Origin of the sequence: Paenibacillus sp. BIHB 4019 (genome assembly GCF_002741035.1) — a bacterium.
Taxonomy (GTDB): domain Bacteria; phylum Bacillota; class Bacilli; order Paenibacillales; family Paenibacillaceae; genus Pristimantibacillus.
Genome location: NZ_CP016808.1, coordinates 6,901,276 through 6,926,424 on the forward strand (window position 1 = coordinate 6,901,276; position 25,149 = coordinate 6,926,424).

Genomic DNA, 25,149 nt, shown 5'->3' on the forward strand with positions numbered 1-25,149 from the left:
AGCCAAGCTGACTAATGCTTCATAGCGAAGAAGGAGGAATACTGTTGTTAAGGACTTTTCGCGAGCATCATATTCGCAAGACAGCATTATTGGACGGGCCATGGGACTTTGTGACAGATCCGGGCAATGAAGGACTCCATGGAAAATGGTTCGATCGATTTCCACATGATTCAAAATCTTTATACATTCCATCCTGCTGGAATAACGAGTTGTCTTTGTTCCATTACGAGGGCGTTGCCTGGTATAGAAAAAAGATTCGGCTTGAAGATGCGCAGCATGTCAGACTGATTTTTCATGCCGTGCTAGGCCATTGCGATGTTTATTTGAACGGACGTCATCTCGGTTACCACTATGGCGGCTACACCCCGTTTGACTTTGTCGTTCCTTCATTAAGTGAGGGAGAGCATGAGCTTATCGTGCGAACAGACAGCACATTGGATCGCCTTACCATTCCAACGGAGCACGTCGATTGGTTCCACTACGGCGGCATTATCCGTTCCGTTGAACTGCAGCTTTTGCCGGATCTGTATATAGAGCAGCTCAAAATCGACTACTTGCTGGAAGGAGCAGATGCGGACATTTGTATTCAGGTACGGCTTCACTCCCTCTCGCAGCAAGCTGTCACTACAACATTGAAGCTCTCCGAAGGCGGACATGTCTTTCACTCCGAGCACGTTAAGCTAGAGGCAGGCCAGTCTGTAGATTGCGAAGTGAAGCTGCATTGGAGCGACGTGCGGTTGTGGAATGTAGGTAAGCCGGAATTGTATAAAATAGAAGCTCGTACCGATTTTGACGACAAAATCGATCGAATCGGCTTCCGCCGAATAGAAACAAAGAACCACCGGATTCTCATTAATGGCACTGCGATTTATTTGAAGGGCGTGAACCGCCATGAGGAGCACCCGGAGTGGGGCTTTGCTTTTCCGCCAAAGCTGATGCAGAAGGACCTCGATATTATCCGGGAGCTTGGCTGCAACACGGTGCGGGGTTCCCATTATCCCCAAAGCCCTTATTGGCTTGACCTGCTGGATGAGCATGGCATCATTTTCTGGAGCGAAATCCCGATGTGGGGAGCCTTCCTGCCAAACGAAACGGTCTGCGAGCCTTTATTCCAGGATCGTGCGCTCACGATGATCTCAGAGATGGTTAGCATGCACTACCATCATCCATCGGTCGTATTCTGGTCGGTTCATAATGAGATCGACTCCCGTACGCAGGATGCCTATGAGATGACGGAGCGCCTCGTTTCCTTAGTCAAGCAGATGGATACGTCCAGACTTGTTACTTACGCCACGATGCATCCGCTGGAGGACGTTCTGCTCCCGCTATTTGATGTCATTGGCATCAACAAATATTATGGCTGGTACGAAGGCGATATAAGCGGCTTTCGGCAAATGCTCCAGCAGTTCCACGAGCGGGCAGAAATGCTTGGTGCGGGTGACCGGCCCGTGCTCATGACCGAGTTCGGAGGAGCGGGCATTTTTGGAGATGTCGGCTGGGAGCCACGATTGTTCAGCGAGGACTATCAGGCGCAAATCGTAACGGAGGCGCTGGACATATTCCGCAGCGATGCTAAAATCGGCGGCACCTATATTTGGCAATTTGCCGATATCCGGGGCGATCTGAAGAGCGACGGCAAGCATTTTCGCGACCGTGCGCGCAGCTTCAACAATAAAGGCCTGCTGAACGAATACCGCAAGCCTAAACAAGCGTTCCGCGAGGTGCGGCGCATCTACCAATCTTGGAACGATTTTGCGGATCTGCACAAATAGCCAAACGGTAACGTTCCAAGCTCTCCTCTATAAAAGCAGAAATAACTACCGCCGGACAATTCCCTGCCAAGCAGGAGTATTGTTCGGCGTTTTTTTTGCAGAGCGGAATATGGAGACCATAGGTATGTACCTTGCCTTAGTCTAAAGCTGTTCCCGCTTTGTCCGTGCTATCCTTCCAGTCACATCTTGACCTTCCCTAGGATACTTTATAGGGTGGAGCCGTTGAATTTACACATACCCAGGAGGGATCGATGATGAAACTGGATTTGGGCTGCGGCGCTAGCAAGCACCCTGACTTTTACGGAATTGACCGACGTCCTCTGGATGGCGTGGATTTGGTATGGGATGTGAACAACGGCATTCCTCTGCCTGATAATTCGATAGAATGGGTGTTGGCATCCCGCAGCCTGCCTTATGTACAAGATTTACATGCCGTATTGAAGGAAATCTATCGTATTTCTATTCATAAATCCGTCGTATGCATACTGGCTCCTTATGCCCACAGCTTCAGAAACGCGACAAATCCTCTGCTCCGGCATCGCTTTGACGAGCATACCCCTCGTTATTTAACGAAGCATTTTTATCAGCCGCCACACGGACCCGAATCTCCAGAAATCAAGTTTTATAATGACTTGGAGGAAATTCCATTCGATTTCCGCTTGCTTCGCATGGAATACTTCTACAATGAAACCTTTCGCTCCCCTATGTATGAATCGGAAGAACTGGAAGAGCTTCAACGGCTTCAGGCCAATGTCGTGGATGAAATCATGTATCATTTCGTCGTCGTCAAAGAGCACATCTCAGCATCCGAGCTTGATCAATTGTCACGGCAATCCCAAATGGAGCCCTTCTGCGTAAACGCATTGCGCAAACTTGAGCCCTCTGCGGATCCCATAGAAAAAGCCGAGCCTCGCTTGCCAGAAGAAACCGTTGCCGTTCCGCCAATCCCCCCCAAGCGTTCTTTGGCTCGGAGACATCTCCATAAAAAAGCGCCGCGATTTTTAAGCAATCCCAGAAAACGATCCCGTTATTATCGATAATTTATTTGCTTTGCCCGAATTTGGACAGACAAATTCCAGAGTTTAGGCTCATACTCATGAGTTGATAGAAACTTTTATGGAGTTGTCTTTCCGAAATGGAGGTGAATCAACATTCCACTTATCGTTCGGGCAACTGTTAATGCAACAGGCGCCATTACCTTTACGGGAAACACCCTCGGCCTCAGCCGTTCCGAGGTGTCTGGCATACCCGGAACTGCCGACAGCATCGGCGCATTCACTACAACCAATACCGCCCTGCGATATGGCACCTATCCTTTTGGCACCACGGATAATTATCTGCTTAACAGCTCGTCAGCCGTCCTGAATCTTCCCGCAGGAAGCACCGTGCTTTACGCAGAGCTGATCTGGGGCGGCACTTACGTCAACGGTACCACCAATCTGACGGCAGCCATTAATAATCCGGTGTCCTTCGCCACCCCCTTGTCCACCTCTGACGTATCGCCAGACTCGGCTACTAGCAACATTTTTGACTTTGGCGGAGGGGCGCTTGGGTATGTAAGAACGGCAAATGTGACCTCGCTGGTTCAGCAGGGCGGTGCAGGAACCTATACGACAGGACGGGTCGTAGGCACCCTGACGATCAGCAATGATCCAACCGCCAACAACGCCGGATGGACACTCGGCGTCATTTATCAAAATGCCACCCTTCCCTTTCGCAATATGTCTCTGAGGGCAGGGGCCATTCTCGTTCAAAGCACCTCATCAGCTGTTAATACTACACTTACTGGATTCTCTACGCCTGTATCTGGGGCTCTTGGAGGTAGAGCCTTATTCAGCGCTCAAGAGGGGGATGCCAACCGAAACGGTGATCAGGCGCTGTTCGGCGCTACAACTGCAACCTTGGTTGCTTTGTCGGGTACGAACAATTTCGCCAACAACTTTTTCGCCTCCCAAATCAATAATAATGCCGGCGCTTTGGATACAACGGGCACCTTCGGGAGCCGCAACCAGACCAACGGTGCGCCTGGAAGCAATATTGCGGGAGGAAGACAGGGCTGGGACATTACCAACGTGGATATATCGGCCAGACTGGTCAATAATCAGACCTCGGCTGTACTTCAATTAACGACCTCTGGCGATGCCTATGTCCTGAATGCCAATGCCCTGCAAATTGATATTAACGCGCCGAGAGTCGGTGTTACCAAATCGGCTAATGTATCCGGCTCCCTGACCGGTGATACGATTCGTTATACCGTTACCGTCACCAATACGGGAACAGCCAATGCCACCGATATGATTGTGACCGACAGCCTTCCGGCCGGATTAACCTTCGTTGCGGGCAGCGTCACGGTTGCGGGTGCTGCAAGGCCGACCAACGATATTACGGCTGGCGTACCGGTCGGTACTTTGGCGCCAGGCGCCTCTATTTCCGTGGCCTACAGCACACGGGTAACTTCCATGCCCGGCACACAGCTGCTCGTCAACACAGCCAGCGCCTCCTTCAATTTTCAAAGCGTAGCCGGAGGCCCGATCACCCCTGCCGTTATACCGTCAAACGGGGTCACTGTCCCGGTCTATTCGCCGATTTTGGCGATGAACAAAACGGCAAGCACGGCTAATGCAACTGTGGGAAGCACCGTCACTTACACGATTGTTGTGAACAACTCAGGCAATATCGCTGGCACGACAACCGTAACGGACCCGATACCTGCGGGCACCTCGTTTGTGCCCAACAGCGTGACTGTGGGAGGTGCGACCGTGCCGGGAGCCAATATTGCTGCCGGGGTTTCGGTTGGCTCCATTCCGGCAGGCGGCTCGGCCACCGTCACCTTTCGGGTATTGGTTCAAAATCTGCCCTCGCCGCCACAGCTGGTGAATCAGGCTGCTGCCGCGTATACGTTCACGGTTCCCGACGGCCGAACCTCTTCCGGCTCGGCAGCCTCGAACACCGTTACGCTGCCTGTTGCCCTGCCGAATGTAACAGTCGTCAAAAGCGCCAGCGTGCCTGATGCTTCTGTCGGAGAGGCTTATACCTATACCACAGTAATAGCCAACAATGGCACTGATCCCGTCACGAATGTAACTTTGACCGATGCCATGCCGAGCGGTTCTGTTCTTGTCGCCGGCAGCGTGACCCTGAACGGAGCCCCGCAGCCGTCGGCTAATCCTGCAAGCGGCATTGCTATCGGCACTTTGAATGCGGGCAGTTCAGCAACCATCACCTTCCAAGTAACGTCGTCATCGCTGCCCTCTCCGGCTCAATTTGTCAACAGAGCTTCAGTCGCGTACAGCTCCGGAGCATTCAGCGGTGTATCGCTGTCCAATACCGTAACCATTCCGGTCTATCAGCCGATTATGCGTACAGTGAAATCGGTGAACCGGAACGTTGCCACCGTTGGAGATACGTTAACTTATACGGTGTTCGTCTCAAATACTGGCAATTTGGCTGCACAAGCGACCTTAACGGATACGCTTCCGGCAGGCACCTCCTTTGTGCCTGGAAGTGTCACGGTTAACACGGTTTCCGTCCCGGGGGCTTCTCCGCTAGCGGGTATTTCTCTCGGCTTGATTGCGCCCGGCAGCTCCGTTCCTATTACATTTCAGTTCCTTCTGAGCACGCTGCCCTCACCGCCACGGCTCGTGAATCAGGCAACAGCGTCGTATTCGTATCAATTGCCAAGCGGACGCTCATTTACAGGCTTTACGGCTCCGTCCAATGTAGTCGATATCCCGGCTACCTCGCCTAGTGTAACTGTAACCAAAGCGGTTAACAGCACGATTGCCACCATAGGCGATATTTTGACGTATACGATATCCGTCACGAACAACGGTATAGAAGCGGTAACTAATGCTGTATTTTCGGATAACCTTCCCTCCGGAACGGTTTTTGTAGCGGGCAGTTTCGTCGTGAACGGCACAGCCCTGCCTAATGCAGACCCCAGCGGCGGCATTCTGCTTGGAACCATTAACGCTGGGAGTACCGTGCCGATTAGCTTCAACGTCCGTGTGGCAGCCGTTGCGTCAACTATCCCGGCGCTGCTCAGCAATCGGGCTAATGTGAGCTTTACTTCAGGGAGTTTTACCGGATCCTCCTCCTCAGCGCTGGTCACAACGGCCGCTTACCTACCCGTCATTAACGTGGTAAAAAGCAGCAGCGTCAGTACATTAACTGTAGGAGACACGTTTACGTATACATTAACCGTCAGCAATACCGGCAATTATCCGGCTGAAGTTCGATTAGAGGATGTGTTGCCTCCTGAGGTTGTGTTTGTACCCAATAGCGTTGTTATTAACGGATTTCCGAATCCGGGTGCCGATCCACTTACAGGCATCGCTTTGGACACGGTATCCGCAGCCGAAATTAATGTCGTCAGCTTCTCGGTTGTCGTCGTTTCCTTGCCGAATCCACAGCAGCTTGTCAATCAGTCGAATGCGCTATACACCTATACTCTGCCTGACGGCAGAATGTTTGCGAAAAATTCCTTATCCAATACAGTTACAATCTCTGTATCCACACCCAATGTGTCTGTGCTCAAAAGCAGCGGCAGCTCATCGGTAGCCAGCGGCGACACGCTCACCTATAGCGTTCTGGTCGCCAACAATGGTTTAGCTCCAATTCACAATGCGGTCATAAGCGACATGATGCCTCAGGGCACAAGCTTTATTACCGGGAGCGTGTTTGTAAATGGTGCGTCCGTACCGCTTGCAAATCCGGCTATCGGCATTCCAATCGGTACATTAGCCCCCAGTGCTTCTGCTACCGTAACCTTCGAGGTGATGGTCAACATGCCAGCTCCATCCGTAATTTCAAATCAGTCCACAGTCAGCTTTACCTCAGGCGCTTTCTCGTCAACGTCCCAATCCAACAACGTGAATACGCCAGTTACGCAGCCTGTCATCAATCTGGTGAAAACCTCGGATACGACCAACGCTTCTGTTGGAGGCTCAGTTACATATTCCGTCGCTGTATCCAACACAGGCAATCTGGCCGCACAGGTCACCTTGACCGACATCCTGCCTAATGGCACAACCTTTATTCCAAACAGCGTGGTGGTTGGAGGCTTGCCTGTAGCTGGAGCTGATCCTGCTACAGGCATTCCAGTAGGGTCTGTGGCTGCCGGGACAACGGTCCTTGTCACTTTTAGTGCGCTGGTGACTTCCCTGCCGAGTCCTCAGCAGCTTGCCAACCAGGCCGCAGCAGCCTACACCTTTGTTCCGCCAGATGGACGAACACTGTCAGGCAGCGCCTTGTCCAATACATTGACTATTTCTGTGTCCGCCCCCAATATTTCGATAGTCAAAAGCTCCACGACAGCCAATACAACAATCGGAGATACGGTTCCCTATTCCGTCAGCGTGACCAATACAGGTATTGCGTCAGTCACCAACACCATATTTTCGGATCCTACTCCCGCTGGCTCATCCTTCGTACCAGGCTCGGTTACAATCAATGGCGTACCAAGCTCTGCCGCTGTTCCAGCTGGCGGGATTCCACTCGGAACGATTGCGCCGGGAGCAACGGTTACCGTTACCTTTAACGTTCTGGTGGATTCACTCCCACCATCCGGCTCGCTCATTAACCAATCGTCTGCAACCTTTACTTCTGGAGCTTTTTCGGGGTCAACCTTCTCCAACGTCTCAGTAACACCAATTAACCAGCCGATTCTGACGGCCGTGAAATCAGCAGGTGTTGTCGCTGCAACAGTAGGCGATACGCTGAATTATACAATAGCCGTTACAAATTCCGGAAACTATAGCGCTTCGGCAACCGTCACGGACACCATCCCGACAGGAACCTCCTTCATTCCGAACAGCGTTATCGTGGGCGGCGTGCCTCAAGCTGCCGTTTCGCCCATAACGGGAATCCCTATCGGTGCCGTTGCGCCAGGAGCAACCGTTCAGGTCACCTTCTCTGTCCTGATCGAATTTCTGCCTACGCCGCAACAGCTTTTAAACCAAGCCACAACCAGCTTTAACTTTACGCTTCCTGACGGGCGTCCGTTCAGCGGATCGGTAACCTCCAATACGGTTGTAGTAAGTGTAAAAGCCCCCAACGTCTCTATAGTCAAAGTAACGACTACCACCGCTTCCACTGTTGGGGATACCATTGCGTACAGTATCAATGTAACGAATAACGGAATTGCCGCTATTAGCAATACGCTGCTGACCGACCCGCTTCCTGTAGGTACGGCTTTGGTCCCAGGAAGTGTGACAGTAAACGGAGTTTTGCAGCCTACGGCAGTTCCGGCTGCGGGCATACCGCTGGGCGATATTGCCCCTGGAGCATCTGTACCAGTCACCTTCAGCGTGACGGTTAATTCGGTTCCGAATCCAGCTTTCGTCAACAACCAGTCGTTTGTCAGCTTTACTTCTGGTGCGCTCTCGGCTACGGCCTTCTCGGACAATGTAGCCACGCCTGTGTTTCAGCCTGCTTTGTCCGTAGTCAAAACCGTCAGCAGCACGACTGCTACAGTTGGAGATACCATCGTGTATACGTCCACGATTACGAACTCTGGAAATATTGGCGCTACGACAACTTTGACTGACCCGATTCCGGCTGGAACGACTCTTGTACCGAACAGTGTATTGCTGAACGGCTCCGGCCTGGCTGGCGCTGACCCTTCTGCTGGCATACCGCTCGGCGTGATTGCCCCTGGCAGCCCTGCAACATTAACTTTCTCTGTTGTCATTACTTCACTGCCGCCAACCCAGCAGCTAGTGAACCAATCCACAGCCGCTTTCAGCTATACCTTGCCAGATGGGCGCAGCTTCACAGGATCTGCCTTGTCAAACACCGTCACCTCAAAGGTTTCCTCACCTAATGTGACTGCTGTGAAAAGCACAACCTTTACCGCAACGACAATTGGCGATATTGTACCGTTTACGATTACTGTAACTAACGCCGGGATTGAAAACGTTACGAATGCCATTTTGGTTGACCCGATTCCGGCCAATACCTCATTTGTTCCGGGCAGTGTTAGCGTCGATGGCGTTGCTCGTCCGAGCAGCAATCCGGCAGCCGGCATCCAGCTTGGAACGATAGCTCCTGCCGGCAGCGTTGTGGTCACCTTCAGTGTCACCGTCACAGCCTTGCCATCGTCTGGCTCCTTCAGCAACCAGGCAGCCATCAGCTTCACCTCTGGTGCATTCTCGGGCACATCCATGTCCAATATTGTCACACTGCCTGTAGTCCAAGCGATTATTGGCGTTCTAAAGGGCTCCAATGTGACTGTCGCTACGGTAGGCGATACCGTTATCTACTATTTGAACATTACCAATACAGGAAATACGAGTGCAACGGTTACGCTCTCAGACCCGGTACCCGCAGGCGCCGAGTTTGTTCCCAACAGTGTCATTATCAACGGTATGCCTCAGCCCGGAATCGATCCTGACCAGGGCATCGTTGTCGGAGTCGTTCCGGCAGGAGGTACGATTACCGTTACGGTAACCCTTCAAGTAACCATTGGCTCGCTGCCATCGCCGCAGCAGCTAGTCAACTCAGCAGTAGCTAACTTTTCCTTCCTGCTTCCCGACGGAAGGACGGCAACCGGCTCAGCACCATCCAATACGGTCATCATTCCGGTTTCTTCTCCAGATGTCAGTGTGGTCAAAAGTACGCTCGCCATTGATGCCGTTTCTGGGGATACCATCACTTATACGATTCTTGTGACGAACAACGGCATTTCTACTGTCAACAATGTCGTCGTTATTGACCCGATTCCAGTCGGCAGCACCTTTGTCGCAGGCAGCGTCAACGTGAACAACGTATCGTTTCCGTTGGCAAATCCTTCTGTCGGCATAGCCGTCGGTTCAATAGCAGCAGGTGCCACGTCTACCGTTACCTTCCAGGTGACTGTATCATGACGCCCGGCACGGCCAAGGAAGAAAGCCTGCTGAACCAATCCCGCATTCTATATAGCGCAGGTGGAACAGAATTTGTTACTTATTCCAATACGGTGAACACACCCATCGTAGGCCCTGTCATCACTCTGGTCAAAAGCTCTGAATCATCTCAGGCATTTCCCGGCCTCCCGGTCATTTTCGCTATATCCATTACTAATTCGGGCAATCGGGACGCCGATATTACCATCTATGATTTGCTGCAGGAAGGAACTGCTTTTGTCCCTAACAGCGTACACCGGGAGGGCATTCCGCTTCCGGGCGCCAATCCCGTGTCCGGTTTGCACCTTGGCAGGCTCCGCCCGCATCAGAACATTCGCATTACTTTCCAGCTTATGACCGCCCTGCAAATGACCAGCGAGCAGCTGAGCAACCGGGTGCGGGCCGATTATACTTTCCAGACGACCAATGGGCGGCTCGTCGAGGATAGCGTTTTTTCCAATACGGTCACACTTCCTGTAATCCGAATCGGCAAGCCGGAGATCACGATTACTTTGTCGGTGAACAAAACCCGCGCCAGTCCGGGGGAAACACTCCGTTACACCGCACGTGTAGCAAACAAGGGGGACGTCGCCGCAGATGTTCTCCTGCTATCCACTATTCCGAGCGGCACGCTCTTCGTCCGCAACAGCATTACCTTAAATGGAATCATGCAAAGCGGGGAGCCTGTGGACGCAGGCATCGCACTAGGATCAGTTGCCCCGAGAACGCAGTCTATCGTAACCTTTGAGGTGATGGTCACAGGCAGCAATGCTGTATCACCGGGGCAGCTTTTAATCAACGAAACCCGCACAGAAGGCACCTATAGAAGCTCTGACGGCAGCGTTATACGGCTGGAGCCCTCGGTATCAAACACCGTTTCAACAGAGGTATGCTATCCGCTCTTTCAGCTTGAGGTTAGCACGAATCCTTCTATCGTAGAGCCTGACGCTGTTGTTAATTATACCGGCCTGCTGACGAATTCCGGGAATTGGGCTGCTGATGTTACGCTGACCCGCCTTACGATTAGGCAAACGGTTCTCGTGCGCGGGTCCATCCTCATAAATGGGGTACCCGCCGCAGATCCGGACGCCTCTGGCTCCATTAATATAGGGAATGTATCGCCCGGAAGCACAGTTCAAATCTACTATCAGGCTAGGGTAAGCCCGCTGGTAACGAGTCCTGTACTGCAAGGAATGGCCACAGCCCAATATGCGTATGAACTGAACGGAGTTCAGCACAGCGGAGAAGTGGCCTCCAACAGTAATGTGATTTACATTGAATACTCGTATGAATGAGGAGCTTGGGCACATGAACTGATCCATATGTAGAACAATCTATGTAAAATAATCATTGAAAAAACAAGCTGGAATTCAGGCTATTGCCAGAATTCCAGCTTGTTTTAATGCAGCTACCGCTTCGCCGCTGCATCAGGAATAGTCGCACGATCCAGAAACAACGTTGAATTGATGACCAGATCAGCATCAGGCCAAGTCCGTGCCAAAATCCGCCAACCCCGCTTATTCAGCTGTGATTCATCAATCGCTTCATACATGATTTGCCTCATGCCAACGGCCGTACGAACAGCTATGAGAGGATTGGGGGATGTACGAGCTATTTGTTCAAGCACCGCCAGCTTATTTTGCACGAGACTAGCTACAAAGATTCGGCTATAGCAGCTATAATCGAACTCCGCCCCATCTTCCATCATGACATTCACTTTCGTCCCTAACCCCATTTTTTCGAGAAAAGAGCACGAGGTTTCACAGGCCGCTGGATCGATATCAAGGCAGATGACCTCCACATCAGCTAATAGATGAAGAATAATCGCGCTTAGCGGCATTGGCCCGCTGCCGACAAATACAATCGGCGAATTCTCTATTTCACCGTCTTGCCGAATAAACGCACGCAGCGTGGACAGCTCCTCGCTAACTAAAGCCATATAAATCGTCCAGTAAGGCAGCTGTGTGACGATATCCATTGCGGCAGCCTCTGCCCTGCAAATATGCTGAGAATCAGCCAGCTCCACTTGAAATTCGGCTTTTGACAGCTTATCCTGCAGCATTCGCTGGTTTTTGGCCATATATTCGTCGCTTAGAACAGCCTTAATTTCCTCGGGCGAGTAGCAAGTGCGCAGTTGCTGTGAAAGGCGCCCGATCATGCTCGCCACCCGTTGATTGGCAGGAGAAAGATCCTCTTCTTTTTGGAGAAGCTCATTTATTTCACGGATAAACGCAATAAACTCATCGACCTTTTGAATGTTTGGCATGCTCGCTGTATGAATGGTAGTATCGGTAGAAAAATCCTCCATTTGCCCAATTCCTCCTTCAATCTGCATCCGGGTTCCCACTTCGAATATATTCGAATGGCCTACAATGTAGACGAAGGTTAGGACTGGGTATTCGGCAAATCATCTTTAGCAAGTTTAAAATCTTTATTTGCCGTTAGCTGCGGCCCATTCGTCCAATTGCTTTTGCTTCTCGGCAATAATTTTATCAATGCCAGCCGCTTTCAAAGCTTTAATGAACTGTTCCAGCATGGCAGGGTCCAGCGTTCCCGTTTCGAAACCGACGCGGTATTGGTTTTCCACATTCGTGACAGCAGCAACCTCCGTTTTTATAGGAGATTGATCGAAAGTGAAACCGAGCGCCGGAGAAATTTTGGCGGCTTGGTTAAAAGCTTTCGTCTGTTCCCATATGTCAGGAGCGGTTCCTTCCCAAACATGGGTCATGAAGTTGTTGCCAATCTCCCATTGATTGAACAAATAACCCGTTTCAGTAACTCCGTCAGGCACTCGTACCGTACCATCTTCATTTTTAACATAATGGGTTCCTTCGATTCCAAGCGTCAGCAAGTTCATGATCTCCGCATCCGTATATAACAAATTCATAAATTCCATCGACCGCTCGGGCTGTTCGCTATTGCGCGCGATAGACATCATCCAGCCGTTCCCTGCATTGGAATGCATGACGACATCGCTTAAACGGACGCCAACCATTTCATAACCCGTCAGCTTCGATTCCTGTTTTTCAAACTCGGGTTTCATGTTGCTCAAATAGCCGAGTGCTTTATTCGCTTTCACCATATTAGGAGGCGTCTCCTGCGTCGTTGCTGCATCTTTCAAAATATAGCCTGCCTTATACCAGTCTCTTACCCTATTTATCGTATCCCTATATAAATCCATTTCATAAAGATTTTGCACCTTTAACTCCTGATCGTCGAATGAAATGACGCCAAGTCGATCTCCTAGGTGATCAACAAGCGGCATATAGATGGAATAGGCAGGCGTTGAAGATTGCGAAGCGGCCAATGGAACGATTTCCGGTTCATTTTCTTTGATGACTTTAAGAACCTTCTCCTCCAGATCATCCCACGTCTTTACGGCTGTCAAATCGATATTGTATTTGTCTATCAAATCTTTGCGCATGACCATACCAAAATCTTGTGCAGAGTCTTTAAGGCTCGGCACACCGTAATTCTTCCCATTGATGCGGGTGCTGTTATAAAGCTCCGGTTCCATAACCTTTTGGATATCGGGTCCGTTTTTCTCCAACAGCTCGTCCAAGGCAATCAGCTGCCCTTTGGCTACCTGGCTGCTGTAACCGAAAAAAGACGAGGATACGATCAAATCAAGCTTTTCATTTCCGGCCAACAGAAGATTGGTCTGCTGCTGCCACGCTGCGATGTCGATAGGCATCAAATGAACGGTTGTATTGATTTTAACGGAAGTAATTTTATTAATTTCATCCTCTACAAGTTGAACATCCGCAGCGTTGCCCAAATTCAGGTAAGCCATTGTAAGCTCAACCGTTTTTTTGTCGGAATCCACGCTGCCCTTCCCAGATCCTGTAGCTGTGTTGTCGGTGTTGTTTCCGCAAGCGGAAACCAACAAGCTAATGCCTAATAAAATCGATACTAGAAAACTGGTTTGTTTTTTCATCTGCCTATTTCCCCCTGATCATGTAGTTATATGCCAACCCAATTATGGGCAAAGGCCTATCCTTTGACTGCACCAATAGTCAGTCCTTTAACGAAAAACTTCTGGAAGAACGGGTATGCTAAAATGATCGGCACGATGCCTATAACAGCCATTGCCATGCGAACGGTATTCATCGGAAGCGCTCCCGCAGAATTCTGCCTTCCGCCAAGATTCATCTGCTGTAAAAATTGAATGTTTTGAAGCATTCGATTCAGCAGATTTTGCAAGCTGTACAGCTTGTCATCGGTAATATAAATCAGCCCGTTAAACCAGTCATTCCAATAGCCGATTCCTAGCATAAGTCCGATAGTAGCAAGAATAGGCAAAGAAAGAGGCATAACGATTTGATAGAAAATTTTAAACTCCGACGCGCCATCGATATAAGCAGACTCAATGATTGCGACAGGAATCGAGTTGCTGAAAAAAGTCCGAATCAGCAAAATATAAAATCCATTGGTCAAAAGGAGCGGTATGATCAAAGCCCACAACGTATCCTTGATATTAAAAATTTCCGTATAAATCAAATATGTCGGCACAAGCCCGCCATTAAACAACAAGGTGAAAAAAACGGCAAAGGACAAAAATCCTTTGAATGGCAAATCTTTGCGCGATAATGGATACGCCAGCAAAGAGGAGATCAACAAGCCAACCGCGGTGCCAACAACCGTTATTAATATGGTAATCCCATACGAGCGGCCGATGGATGCGGATTGCTTCCAGAGATATTGATAGGCATCCAGGCTGAGCTGGCTGGGAAAGAGGCTATATCCATCTCGGACCAGCGATTGCTCTTGCGTGAAAGACGACACGAGCAGCAGCAAAAAAGGAAACAGACACGCCACTGCCGTTAGTATAAATACAAGGTGTACAGCAAATTGATTGAGCTGATTGTTTTTCATGTTCATTCTCTCCTTCCTGTTTAAAATAATGCTTGCTCGCGATTTTTTCGACGCACAATAAAGTTAGAGACGAGTACCAGCACGAATCCGACCAAAGCTTGATACAAGCCGGCAGCCGAAGACATTCCAATATCTCCCAGCGTCATTAATCCGCGATAAACATACGTATCAATAACATCCGTCGTCGGCTGCAACGGTCCTGAGTTCAACGGAACCTGATAGAACAAGCCGAAATCCGAGTAAAAAATGCGGCCGATCGACAACAACGTCATAATAATAATCGTTGGCATCAAGAGCGGCATCGTAATCGCTCGAATTTGCATCCATTTGTTCGCCCCGTCTATCGTTGCCGCTTCATAATATTCCGGGTCGATTCCAACGATAGCCGCCAAATAAATAATACAGAAGTAACCTATATTTTTCCAAATGTTCACAAACGATAAAATGAACGGCCAGTACTTCGATTCTGTATACCAGGATATCGGATCCATTCCCAATAGCGGCAAAATTTCTTTATTAATAAAGCCGCTCTCAACGTTTAAAAATGCAAGCACCAAATATCCTACGATTACCATCGAAATGAGATAAGGAAGCAAAATAACGCTCTGATAAAATCGGGATGCGAATTTATTTTTCACTTCATTTAACAGGATGGCCACCGCAATTGCCAAAGCGGTGTTGATGATGATAAAAGAACCGTTATACAGCAGCGTATTTCGAGTAATGCGCCAAGCATCGTCCGTCATAAATAAATACTTGAAGTTTTCAATCCCGATCCAATCGCTTCCAAAAATACCTTTCTCATAATTGACCTCTTTGAATGCAATGACTGCACCGAACATCGGCAAATAATTGTTAATGACCAAATATGCGAGTCCCGGTACCATCATCAGAAACAAAGCACGGTAGCGCCTCAATTTCTTCCACATGCCGCCCCAGCTTTGCTGCTCCATAACAATCTCCTCTTCCCTTTTCGTTTTTTTCTAAACTGGATGTATATTTATCTTAACGGTTTCTGTCCAGCAGCACTTACCAACGAGCCGACTTCCCAGTTTAGATATTCCGACTAATTGTACGGAGCGGCGCAAAAAAAACTGCTCCCTGCAGTCATGGTTTATGACTGTCAAGGAACAGCAGCTTTTCTAAGTCATTTAGTGCTTACGTTTGTTTTCGAAATTCCACTGGATTGACACCAACTGCTTTCTTGAATGTCGTGGAGAAATAGGACAAGTTGGAATAGCCGGAGGCCAGCGCGATGTCGCTTACCGACTGACCTGTCGTGCGCAAAAGTTTTTTGGCGTATTCTAACCGTTGGTGCATTAAATAATCGGAAATCGACAAGCCCGTCTCTTTCTTGAATATTCGTGTCAAATAGTCAGGATTCAAATAGACCTGATTGGCGATATCCTCCCTGGTCAGATGATGCTCGCCAAACGATAGGTTAATAAATCTCCGCACTTTTTCCACGACGGAAAGATTTTTATCGGCCGCATGAATACTGCTATGGGTAATCTCGATCATATCGTAAATTCGCTCCTCAAGCTCAGCCAAGGAACGAAGGGAGTTGACCGATTTGGTCGCAAGCAATTGATCTGCAAACACCTGATTTGCTTGAATTCCTTTTGCTTGGAGGACTGAAAAAATCATTTGCAAAAAATCTTGATAGAACAAATGCAGCGCTTTGGCATTTAATCGTGACGGTTTTTGCCTCCACTCCTCCAAATAAATACCTATCTTCTCCATCAAACGTTCCTTTGAGCCCTGTTTCAGCAGCTCTCCCCATTCATTCGATAATGCAAATTCGATTGGTTCAGAACTTTGAGGTCTCGCTTCCAACAAGAACGTCATATTTTTTAACGCAATATTATTGTCGTCCATGTCCTTCAACAGCCCAACGTTTTCCGCCAAGCTTCCGAACCCGGAAGGTTTGCCAATATAGCAACAGATGTCGCAATAGAAATATTGATGGCAGTTGGCAATATAAAGATCGCACCAGCCTTTTACTTCTGAAAAACGCAAGTTATCTCTCACAGGCAAGATCAAAAGCAAAGAATGTTCATAAAGAGAGACAATAGCTGCTTGGGCGTCGTTTCGGGCAATCTGTTCCTCGGCTGCATTACGCAGAGCATATTCCATTATGCGCTCGTCCCGCTGAGACAGCGGCTGGTGCCAGCGCTGGACTGCTATATAAACCGGAAGAAACCGCATCCCGGCATGATAGGGCAGGCCTAGCATTTGAATATGCGCTAGCAACCGATCCTGCGAGGAAGGGATAGCTTTGCGGAAGAGATCTTGCCAAAACTTTTCCGCAACCAGCGGCTGATTAGATTCCCATAACCGCTGTGCCTTTTTATAAGCCTCTTCATAAGCATGCAGCTCATTTTCTTTGGTTACCTTATCCAATCCTTTTTGGATAACCGATTCCAGCTCCTCATAATCGACAGGCTTCAATAAATATTCGAAGCTGTGCAACCTTACTGCTTCCCGAGCGTAATCAAAATCCGAATGACAGGTCAGAAATATCGTCACCACCCGGGGGAAGGCCTGCCTGACCCATTGCAGCAGCTCCAAGCCTGATCCTTGAGGCATCTCGATATCGCACACCATAATATCCACTCGATGTTCGCGAAATATTTCCTGAGCTTGCTTCAAGCTATTTGCGGTAAAAACTTGCGTGATGTGCAGTTGCGCCCATTGGACGCCGGCCTGCAGCCCCCGTATGGAATGGATTTCATCATCCACTAGCAGTATATGATGCATCTGGGAACCTCTCCTTATCAAGCTGCACGTTTGGGAAGCCATAGTTCTACAACCGCTCCGCCATCGGGATGATTAAACAATCGCAGGCAAGCCTCCTCTTGATACAACAAGCGCAGTCTTCGCTGTACATTCCAAATACCGAGCTGTTCACTTTCTCCGCTTGACCAGGCCTCGCGTTTCAACAGCTCCAGCATGTCTTCTGGAAATCCCGGGCCAGAATCCTGAATCGTGAGCACGAGATATTTCCGGCCTTTTTCGTCGCATTCTTTCAGTTTCACTTGAATGTTTATCGACTTATCCATATCCACCGCATGCTTGATCGTATTTTCCACCATCGTCTGCACGATTAGCGGAGGAATTTCAATGCTTCGCAACGCATCAGGGACTTCTTGAACCTGATAGGACAAACTATTAGGAAAGCGCATTTGTTGAATCCGCAAATAATTCGCTGTATGGTCAAATTCATCCTTCAGGCTGACATAATAGGAATTGCTGCGAAACATATAACGGAAATAGATGACCAGACATTTTGCCATTTCTTGAATCAATAAATAATCCTTAACGGTTGCAAGATTATAAATGATATTTAACGAATTCAAGAAAAAATGCGGGTTGATCTGCAATTGCAAATGCTTGAGCTCCGCTTTCTGATGATTGAGCTTCTCTTCATAAACATCGATTTTCAGGCTGTGGATTTCTTTAATCATCCGGGCAAACGTTTGATTCAACATTTCAAACTCTGTGGAAGTTGGCTTCTGATCTAATTGAACGTTCCAATTCCCGTCCTTCAGCTTGCGCATGGCTACGATTATCTTTTTGAAAGGCTCCAAAAAAATCCGCCTCATCAACAGAAAAAACAGCAGCAGGAACAATCCGGCGACAATGGAAACGACGTTTGATATTCGCTGTAGAAACGGCAGATGCTCCAGGATCGAGCGCTCCGGAATGACCGTGACAAGATTGAAGTTGCCTTGATTCGAAGGCTCGCCCATTACGAGAAAATGAGAATCATGGCCTGTTTTCGAATACGACTGTGTAGGAAATTGAAGGTTAATCGCATTCTCTTGAATAAAAGCTGCATTACTAAGCGGCTTATTCTGGGTTGTTGTGAATAGAGATATGCCCGCTTCCCCCATTTGCATTAACTTTAGCGGCACCATCAGCTTGTTGCTGTTAATCCATGCACCCACATAAACCTCTCCGGTTTTGATGATATGGAAAAGATAATTCCCATCCTCCCCTTGCCACACATGCCATTTGGAATAGTCAAGCGTTCCGGCTTGCTTAAGGATCATTGTTAACAATTCATGACGGACTTTTTCCCGCTCCTCGGTACTGTTGCCAAAATCCTGCGTCATGATAAGTTCCTCATTCGGCTCGGAATATGCGAAAAACAAATCGGCGGAGGGATAATAGGTCTTCTCTCCGATCAATGTCTGGAACAGCCCAAGCTTGGCCAGCAAATAAGCGTCTTCGTCCCGCATTCGCGGATACGTGAGGGTAAGCACATCCCCATCCGTTTCGGAAAGATTAAACAAAAACTTGTCAATCTCCTCCAAATTCCGGTCGATTTGCCCCATATAAAGGCCCAGCATGTTTTTGTTTGACTGGGTAACCTGATTGCGAACGACGCGCATGGAATAGTAACTATTCAAGATGAGAATGGTGATTAGAGGGATAATAATCAGCAATATGGTTGCGAACAACTTGAAGCGCAAAGAGTTTAATAACAGCTTGGTCGTTCGCATGGGTGAGATTCGTTCCTTTCATTTCATGAATTAGCTTCATTCTAATGATATTCACCATTTAGAGCAACCCACACAGGTAAGCGCATTCTTGGCAAGCCAGGCCATTATAGTTTTATCTTCAAAATCACGACGGCGTACGCCGGTACAGTGTACAAGCTTCCATCATCCAGCAGCAACGGAGAGGACGCAGGCGACACTAGAACAGGCTGATCCATTGAATTAAACGCCTCCGGTTGTCCGGTCAAGACCAACTGCTCCCCTACTATTTTCACCATTTGGGAACCCTGTATATTCAGCTTGGTCTGAATGATTTCCGGCGACGGGTTAACCAGCTTCACAACCAGCTCGCGGCTGGCTTCGTCAATCGTCGCAACGGATGTCAAATACGGGATAGCTCCGAATTCATGTTCATGCACCAACTGTCCGTCCACAAAACAACGAACCCCGTCGCGTTCGACGACGATACGCAATTGCCTTTCCTCAGCTTCCTGTGCTATATCGACTTTTGCGTCCGCAGCCAGCTTGACCCGAGACCACCCTACAATACGCACGAGTCGGCTTTCTCCATCGGCATCCATTTCCCACAGGAAGTAATTTTGATCGTTCCATTTCTGATGGCGGTCAAGAAACCGAAGCTTCAGTCCCTGCTCATCCATCTTCACATTCATCGTTACCTCGTATTCCTGCCAGGAACTATCGCCAATCCACAACACGTCATGGAAAACATTACAGGCAGGCGACTCCGTCCCGACCTCGTCTAAATGCAAGAGCGTAACGCCTTTGGCCGATATAGAAATATCCTTTACTTGTCCGAGCTGATTCAGGCTTAATCCGAGCCCCCCGTAAATCGACGGCTTTTGAGACTCTGTTTCCACATCACTTTCGACCACCGCATCGCCCCTATTTTCCCCAAACATTTTTTGCACATAATACGAAGGCGTACCGTACGTGCGCGTACCGTCGAAATAAATGAGATTTGGCTCCCAAACCATGTGATGGATGTTGGACAGGAGAGGCGCATACGAAGACATGACTACAATATCCTGGTTTCGCTCCATCCCAATCATAAAAGCCGCTTCGCTTAATGCGCCCTGCAGCGTACCGTTTTTGTTATCGATGATCATCGCATATTCGCCAACATAAACCTTTGGTCCTTGGCGGTCGTAATGATCGTACATATCGTGATACAACTGGTAAAATTCATTGTCAGCATAAAAGTGCTCATCCACGATTTCAACCGGCAAGCCCTTCGTTTCCGTCCCTACCTCCCAATGGGTGTTCCATATGGTAAGCATTTCCGGATATGCCGCTTTGACCGCGTCATAAAATACCTTGTATCGCATGTTATATTCATGGCCGAAATTTTCGTTGCCGATCTCAATGTACTTCAGTCCGAAGGGCTCGGGATGACCGTTCTGCGCTCGCTTCTCCCCCCATCTGCTTGTGGCAGGCCCGTTGGCGTATTCAATGGCATCAAGCATGTCTTGAACCCATTCATCCAGCTGATCCATTGGAATAAGTTCGCCGGGTCTTCCTTGACATGTCAAACCGCAATTGACGACAAACATCATTTCGAGTCCCATATCCTCCGCCATTTGAAGATACTCATGATAACCAAGTCCATTCGTCGTCCGATAATTCCAAAGCGTCCAATGTGAGTCGCGTTCCGCCAGAGGGCCAATCGTCTTTTTCCACCTGTATGCGGTCTCCACCGAGAACCCTTCCACGAAACAGCCTCCCGGGAACCGCAGGAAGGTTGGCGCCAATTTTTGCAGCATGCTTGAGAGATCTGGCCGAAGACCGTTTTTCCGTCCATTAAACGTATCGCTCGGGAACAAAGAAACAAATTCAATCCAGAAAGTCCCTGCGCTCTTCGCAGAGATTACAAATCTAGCGTCCCGGTTCGTATCTTCGCTAACCAATGTCAGCTCAATCTTCTGCCATTCCGAAGAGTCAATATGAACGGTTTGGGCGGCGTGTATCATCGTATGGGAAGCATCGGTCAACGCAATCTCCAATAAACCGTCAAATGCAGAATCCTTTCTCGCATAAAAAGAGCATTCGTATTGAGCTCCTGCTTGTACGGGAATCCCCCAGAACCCGCAGTTCATAATTGCTGCGCCCCCACCTGCTGTACTCTCTATATCTACCCGCAGCGACAACGGATTGGCGGCATTGAGCGGCATTGACGAATCTAGTTCCATATGGGCTCGCGAGCCTGCTGGAAAATCCAATGTCCAGCCCGGAATCGGGTCCGAATTATCGAAAGGAGCCGACCATCCTGCAGGTGTATGCATGGTGCAATTATCAACATGACAGCGTTCGGGAATAATCGTATCCTCAAACGACCGGTTGCGAATTAACTCCGCATATAAGCCTCCGTCGCCAGCGCGGTTAATTTCCTCGAAAAACAGGCCGTACAGCGTCCTGCTGACCGGAAACCGTTTGCGGTCAGCATGAATCGTCACCTTTGCAGATATACTCATTGTTCAACATCTCCTTATACAAAATAATGAGTGACAGCATAAAATTGCAGTCTGTCCCCCTGTCCACTTCCTATACTGCATACATATTACAGAATAAATCTTCTTCTTCGCTCTCAATATTACGACTTTGTATTTTTCATATTTCGACTAATTTTGTTATGGCGCCGTTAAGTGAAGAAGGCGGAGATTAAAACAAAAAAGCAGCCCCTCCAAGGAAGGGCTGCCTTATCCAAGCCTATTAGGCAATATCATTGCACTTAGACGCACTCCTGCTTCGCAAGCAGTCGTTTTTTATCCACCTTCCCATTTGAATTAAGCGGGAATTCCTGGAGCTCGACAAAATGCTTAGGGATAATCGAGGGCGGCAGCCTCTGAAGCAGAAAAGCTCGCAGTTCGGTTGCCGAAACCTTTGCCGCACCCGGCTGCTCCAGGCGATAATAAACGATCAGCTTTCCTCCTTCATTATCTGGTGAAAAAAGGACAATGGCGGCTTGAATCGCCGGATGAGCTTCAGCCGCTTTACGAATTGTTTCAGGATGAACGAGTATGCCATTGATTTTCAGCTGATCGTCGACTCTGCCGGCATATTCCACTAGCCCTTCTGGAAGCCATTTTCCAAAGTCTCCGGTACGGTACAACCTAGCTCCTTGCTCGAAGGGGTTCGCAACAAATCTTTGCTTTGTCAGCTCCTCGCGCTGCAGGTATCCCTTAGCCAAGCCCTCTCCGGCGATGCAGATTTCCCCAATTACACCGATCGGACATAGCTGCATGTGTGAATTAACGATGTATATGCTTGTATTTCCAATCGGCTTGCCAATCGTTACAGGCAAGCCTTCCTTCAGCTCGGCGGTTACGGACACGACCGTCGCCTCAGTCGGGCCGTAGTGATTAAAAACCCGATATCCCTTGTGCAAAAGACGATCCTTCAGCCCCTGCTCAAGCGCTTCTCCTCCGGAAATGACAATTTGCACGCTAGCGAGCCGCTCTCCTTCCGACAGCAGCCGATTGAGCAGCGTAGGGACAAGATGAATAAGCTGTACCTGATGCTTGTCAATGAACTGCCGGAACGCGCGCTGATGCACCAACAGCTCGGTTTGAATCAAAACGACGCTGCCGCCCCCTAGCAGGGTGCAAAAGATCGACTCTACCGATGCATCAAACGTCAAGTTGGCGGCTAGAAGCACACGAAGCGGCCCCTCTGTACCATATTGGTCGTTAAACCAAGCTGCATAATTGACGACGTTCCGATGCGGGATCATCACCCCCTTAGAGGCTCCCGTCGTTCCCGATGTATAGATGATATACGCCAGAAGTTCTGAATCGGTCGACGTGTTAAAGCTCTTCTCAAAATCGGACTCGTCCGAGTAAGACGAAGCCTCATACGGATCGAGCATCTGAAGTCCCAGCAGCGGCGTGCGGGAGATCGCGATTTGGGCTCCACAGTCTTCCAAAATAATGCGGTTATGCGCCTCCGGTGCGCGGAGATCAATCGGCAAGTATGCGGCTCCCGCTTTCAATATCGCCAATAAACCGATTAGCATTTCCGGCGTGCGGTCGGCCGTAATAGCAACGATCTGTCCCTTGCCTGCTCCCCTCTTGTGCAGCGATGCAGCAAGTCTGCTGGATTCTCTCTCCAGCTCTCCGTAAGTCAAGCTGCCAGCATTTGAAACAACCGCTATGTGCTCCGAATGCAGCGCCGCGCGTTCCGAGAACAGTTCGTGTATCGTCCTCCCCCGTGGAAACGCAAGCGCAGTTTCGTTGAAGTCCCTTGTGAGCTGAATATATTCATCGGCTAGCAGCATGGGCACATCCCTAAGCAGTTGATTGCGCTTTTGAAACAACGCCTCCTCTAAACTGGCCAAATGGGACTTGAAACGTTCCATCGAAATATTTTCGTGCAAATGCCCATTCCATCTCGCATCGTCATACACGATTTGTTCTAGCTCATGCTGCCATTCCGAGGAACATCGCTGCGGAGAAGCTTCAATAACCTCGATTATTGAAGGAATGCCCAGCATGGCCTCCAGCCGCTGCAGCCATTTTTCAACCGTTTCGTCCACAGAGCAGTCCAGTTCCAAAAAAGTCCAATTGCCGGAGTCTGGTTCTTCTGGCGCTTTGCCAGTTCGCTTGCAGCTCCACACTGGCAGGCTCCCCTGCTCTTCCACGTACAGCTGAAGCTGTTCGGGCTCGTGGTATTTCACCAGCACAAGCCCCCAAGCCAGCCGTAAACTCGTTAATTGTACACGATCATGCCTAGCCAGCGTCATCGACATCTGCCCCTCCCTTGTAGAAGGTTTTTGTAGAATGTTTTTTTAGAAATATTTGTCAGCTTAATCTTCTTCGTTGCAAAGCTTCGAGCATGGAGGCAAGAACCTCCTTCACTAGCTTGCAAATCGTTTGCAGCCCATTTCCGAGTTCCCTTGAAATCACTGTCGGTCATAACGTGCCGTCACATCTATCGTCGCCATGCACGCCAGCTAACCCTTCGTCTCAGCTGCATGCAGCAGCTCAAGAAAACGATCAGCTGCATTCGGAAGCAGCGCCTCGCTCTCCTGATGGTTTTCAAGCCGGTTCTCGACACGATCCCATATTGGCAGCGCCGGCTGAAGCAAAACCCTTGTAGCGAGATTGACCGTCACTCTCCAGTCGTCTATATACTGAACGATGCTTTGCCTCAGCTCCGACACGGCCTCTCCTTCTCCTAAAGGAAGCGGAGCAGCATCCACCATTCGGATAAAGCCGTACAGCCGATGATGAAAATGGCGCGTTCCCTTCAGGATCATACATTTGCGCAGCACCGTCTCCTTCGAGGCCAATAATCGCCGTGCAAAGTCGCCTAAGTAAAAGGAATCCGCCTTGAGCATGCGGGACACGTAGCCAATCGCGGAAGCTTCCGTCACCTGAAGCATGCCTGGCACAAACCTCTGATACGGCAAGCCCAATGCATCATGGGCCGTCTTTAGTGCTGCCCGCTCCATCACCCCGCAAAACGCGGGATGGTCGTCGAAGATCAAGTAGCTTCCGTCCGGCAGAAGCTCACGTACAACAATGTAGTGCCCTGCATGCTCTTTGCCGTAGAACACCTTGGCATGCGGCATGTAGAACAGATCGCAAGGGAGCAGAACCAGATGCCCGCTTCGCAGTGCCTCATCGATCCAGTTGTTTTCATAACTCCGCTCAATTCCATAGTGTATAAGGAGCTGCTCCTCCGTAGCCAGCACCCGGCTCAAATCCACCTCCTCGGCTTCCCCGTCCCATACCGGCTTGAAAGCCCAGCGGTCTATCATTGCCGCATAAGGGTGAATGCCTGGATAGAGGGCAAGCAGCTTGTCGATGGAGCAATCCACCCACGCGAGATTCATGGCTGCAGCTTTCCGCAAATGCTATCAACCATATGCTGCAAGGTGGCAAAATTTTCGAAAAGCAATTCCTCGTCCTCAAAGACGATATTGTAATTCGTTTCAAATGCTACAACAAGAGTCATCGAAGCAAACGAATCCATCCCATAGCTTGCCAGCTCATCATCTGGCGCGACATCTTCCTCCAGTTGAAGCTGTTCCTTGATCTGCGACTGTACATAACCCGCGATATGTTCCTTGGTCCATTCCGTACGGTTCATAATGGA

Annotated in this window: 14 protein-coding genes; 4 read left to right on the forward strand and 10 right to left on the reverse strand. The window is 49.3% G+C overall.

Translation table 11 applies throughout. The features are described from left to right. Positions 1-44: 44 nt before the first annotated feature. The 4 genes from BBD42_RS29930 to BBD42_RS29945 all read left to right on the forward strand — a co-directional run bounded on the left by BBD42_RS29930 (position 45) and on the right by BBD42_RS29945 (position 10,950). Positions 45-1,772, forward strand: coding sequence for a glycoside hydrolase family 2 protein (locus BBD42_RS29930; RefSeq protein ID WP_099521128.1), 1,728 nt, complete (start codon positions 45-47; stop codon positions 1,770-1,772). A gap of 251 nt (positions 1,773-2,023) precedes the next feature. Further along, positions 2,024-2,812 carry a class I SAM-dependent methyltransferase gene (locus tag BBD42_RS29935; protein ID WP_216364895.1) on the forward strand — a complete coding sequence of 263 codons (789 nt, stop codon included), beginning with the start codon at positions 2,024-2,026 and terminating at the stop codon, positions 2,810-2,812. 195 nt (positions 2,813-3,007) lie between these two features. Further along, entirely contained in the window at positions 3,008-9,637 is a 6,630-nt protein-coding gene (locus tag BBD42_RS29940) for a DUF7507 domain-containing protein (RefSeq protein ID WP_237163281.1), read from the forward strand. Then, positions 9,634-10,950, forward strand: coding sequence for a DUF11 domain-containing protein (locus BBD42_RS29945; RefSeq protein WP_099521130.1), 1,317 nt, complete (start codon positions 9,634-9,636; stop codon positions 10,948-10,950). The genes BBD42_RS29940 and BBD42_RS29945 overlap by 4 nt, the downstream gene beginning before the upstream one ends. Before the next feature lie 113 nt (positions 10,951-11,063). Here BBD42_RS29945 and BBD42_RS29950 read toward each other — a convergent pair whose 3' ends face one another. From BBD42_RS29950 to BBD42_RS29995, 10 genes are all read right to left on the reverse strand, one after another. Beyond that, positions 11,064-11,963, reverse strand: a complete 900-nt coding sequence (locus tag BBD42_RS29950) for a nicotianamine synthase family protein (protein ID WP_172455672.1) — start codon at positions 11,961-11,963, stop codon at positions 11,064-11,066. 123 nt (positions 11,964-12,086) lie between these two features. Then, positions 12,087-13,592: an ABC transporter substrate-binding protein gene (locus tag BBD42_RS29955; protein WP_099521132.1), complete on the reverse strand. Its 1,506-nt coding sequence runs from the start codon at positions 13,590-13,592 to the stop codon at positions 12,087-12,089. A 56-nt stretch (positions 13,593-13,648) separates the two neighbouring features. Further along, positions 13,649-14,530, reverse strand: coding sequence for a carbohydrate ABC transporter permease (locus BBD42_RS29960; RefSeq protein WP_099521133.1), 882 nt, complete (start codon positions 14,528-14,530; stop codon positions 13,649-13,651). A 20-nt stretch (positions 14,531-14,550) separates the two neighbouring features. After that, positions 14,551-15,483 carry an ABC transporter permease gene (locus BBD42_RS29965; RefSeq protein ID WP_099521134.1) on the reverse strand — a complete coding sequence of 311 codons (933 nt, stop codon included), beginning with the start codon at positions 15,481-15,483 and terminating at the stop codon, positions 14,551-14,553. Positions 15,484-15,688: 205 nt separating this feature from the next. Continuing rightward, a complete protein-coding gene (locus tag BBD42_RS29970) occupies positions 15,689-17,290 on the reverse strand; it encodes a helix-turn-helix domain-containing protein (protein WP_172455673.1) in 1,602 nt (533 codons plus the stop codon). Between the two features lie 17 nt (positions 17,291-17,307). Then, positions 17,308-19,038 carry a sensor histidine kinase gene (locus tag BBD42_RS29975; RefSeq protein WP_099521136.1) on the reverse strand — a complete coding sequence of 577 codons (1,731 nt, stop codon included), beginning with the start codon at positions 19,036-19,038 and terminating at the stop codon, positions 17,308-17,310. 104 nt (positions 19,039-19,142) lie between these two features. Next, positions 19,143-21,524, reverse strand: coding sequence for an alpha-L-arabinofuranosidase C-terminal domain-containing protein (locus BBD42_RS29980; protein WP_099521137.1), 2,382 nt, complete (start codon positions 21,522-21,524; stop codon positions 19,143-19,145). A gap of 257 nt (positions 21,525-21,781) precedes the next feature. Continuing rightward, the gene (locus BBD42_RS29985; RefSeq protein WP_099521138.1) at positions 21,782-23,797 is read right to left on the reverse strand and encodes an amino acid adenylation domain-containing protein; all 2,016 of its coding nucleotides are present in this window, start codon (positions 23,795-23,797) and stop codon (positions 21,782-21,784) included. 204 nt (positions 23,798-24,001) lie between these two features. Next, the gene (locus BBD42_RS29990) at positions 24,002-24,886 is read right to left on the reverse strand and encodes a cysteine peptidase family C39 domain-containing protein (RefSeq protein WP_099521139.1); all 885 of its coding nucleotides are present in this window, start codon (positions 24,884-24,886) and stop codon (positions 24,002-24,004) included. Further along, complete coding sequence (locus BBD42_RS29995; protein WP_099521140.1) at positions 24,883-25,143, reverse strand: acyl carrier protein; 261 nt, start codon at positions 25,141-25,143, stop codon at positions 24,883-24,885. The genes BBD42_RS29990 and BBD42_RS29995 overlap by 4 nt, the downstream gene beginning before the upstream one ends. Positions 25,144-25,149: the final 6 nt, after the last annotated feature.

Coding starts and splice junctions, on each gene's coding strand:
- BBD42_RS29955 (WP_099521132.1), bottom strand. CDS start 13,592: ATGAAAAAACAAACCAGTTTTCTAGTATCGATTTTATTAGGCATTAGC.
- BBD42_RS29935 (WP_216364895.1), top strand. CDS start 2,024: ATGATGAAACTGGATTTGGGCTGCGGCGCTAGCAAGCACCCTGACTTT.
- BBD42_RS29980 (WP_099521137.1), bottom strand. CDS start 21,524: ATGAGTATATCTGCAAAGGTGACGATTCATGCTGACCGCAAACGGTTT.
- BBD42_RS29945 (WP_099521130.1), top strand. CDS start 9,634: ATGACGCCCGGCACGGCCAAGGAAGAAAGCCTGCTGAACCAATCCCGC.
- BBD42_RS29995 (WP_099521140.1), bottom strand. CDS start 25,143: ATGAACCGTACGGAATGGACCAAGGAACATATCGCGGGTTATGTACAG.
- BBD42_RS29985 (WP_099521138.1), bottom strand. CDS start 23,797: ATGTCGATGACGCTGGCTAGGCATGATCGTGTACAATTAACGAGTTTA.
- BBD42_RS29950 (WP_172455672.1), bottom strand. CDS start 11,963: ATGGAGGATTTTTCTACCGATACTACCATTCATACAGCGAGCATGCCA.
- BBD42_RS29960 (WP_099521133.1), bottom strand. CDS start 14,530: ATGAAAAACAATCAGCTCAATCAATTTGCTGTACACCTTGTATTTATA.
- BBD42_RS29970 (WP_172455673.1), bottom strand. CDS start 17,290: ATGCATCATATACTGCTAGTGGATGATGAAATCCATTCCATACGGGGG.
- BBD42_RS29965 (WP_099521134.1), bottom strand. CDS start 15,483: ATGGAGCAGCAAAGCTGGGGCGGCATGTGGAAGAAATTGAGGCGCTAC.
- BBD42_RS29975 (WP_099521136.1), bottom strand. CDS start 19,038: ATGCGAACGACCAAGCTGTTATTAAACTCTTTGCGCTTCAAGTTGTTC.
- BBD42_RS29990 (WP_099521139.1), bottom strand. CDS start 24,886: ATGAATCTCGCGTGGGTGGATTGCTCCATCGACAAGCTGCTTGCCCTC.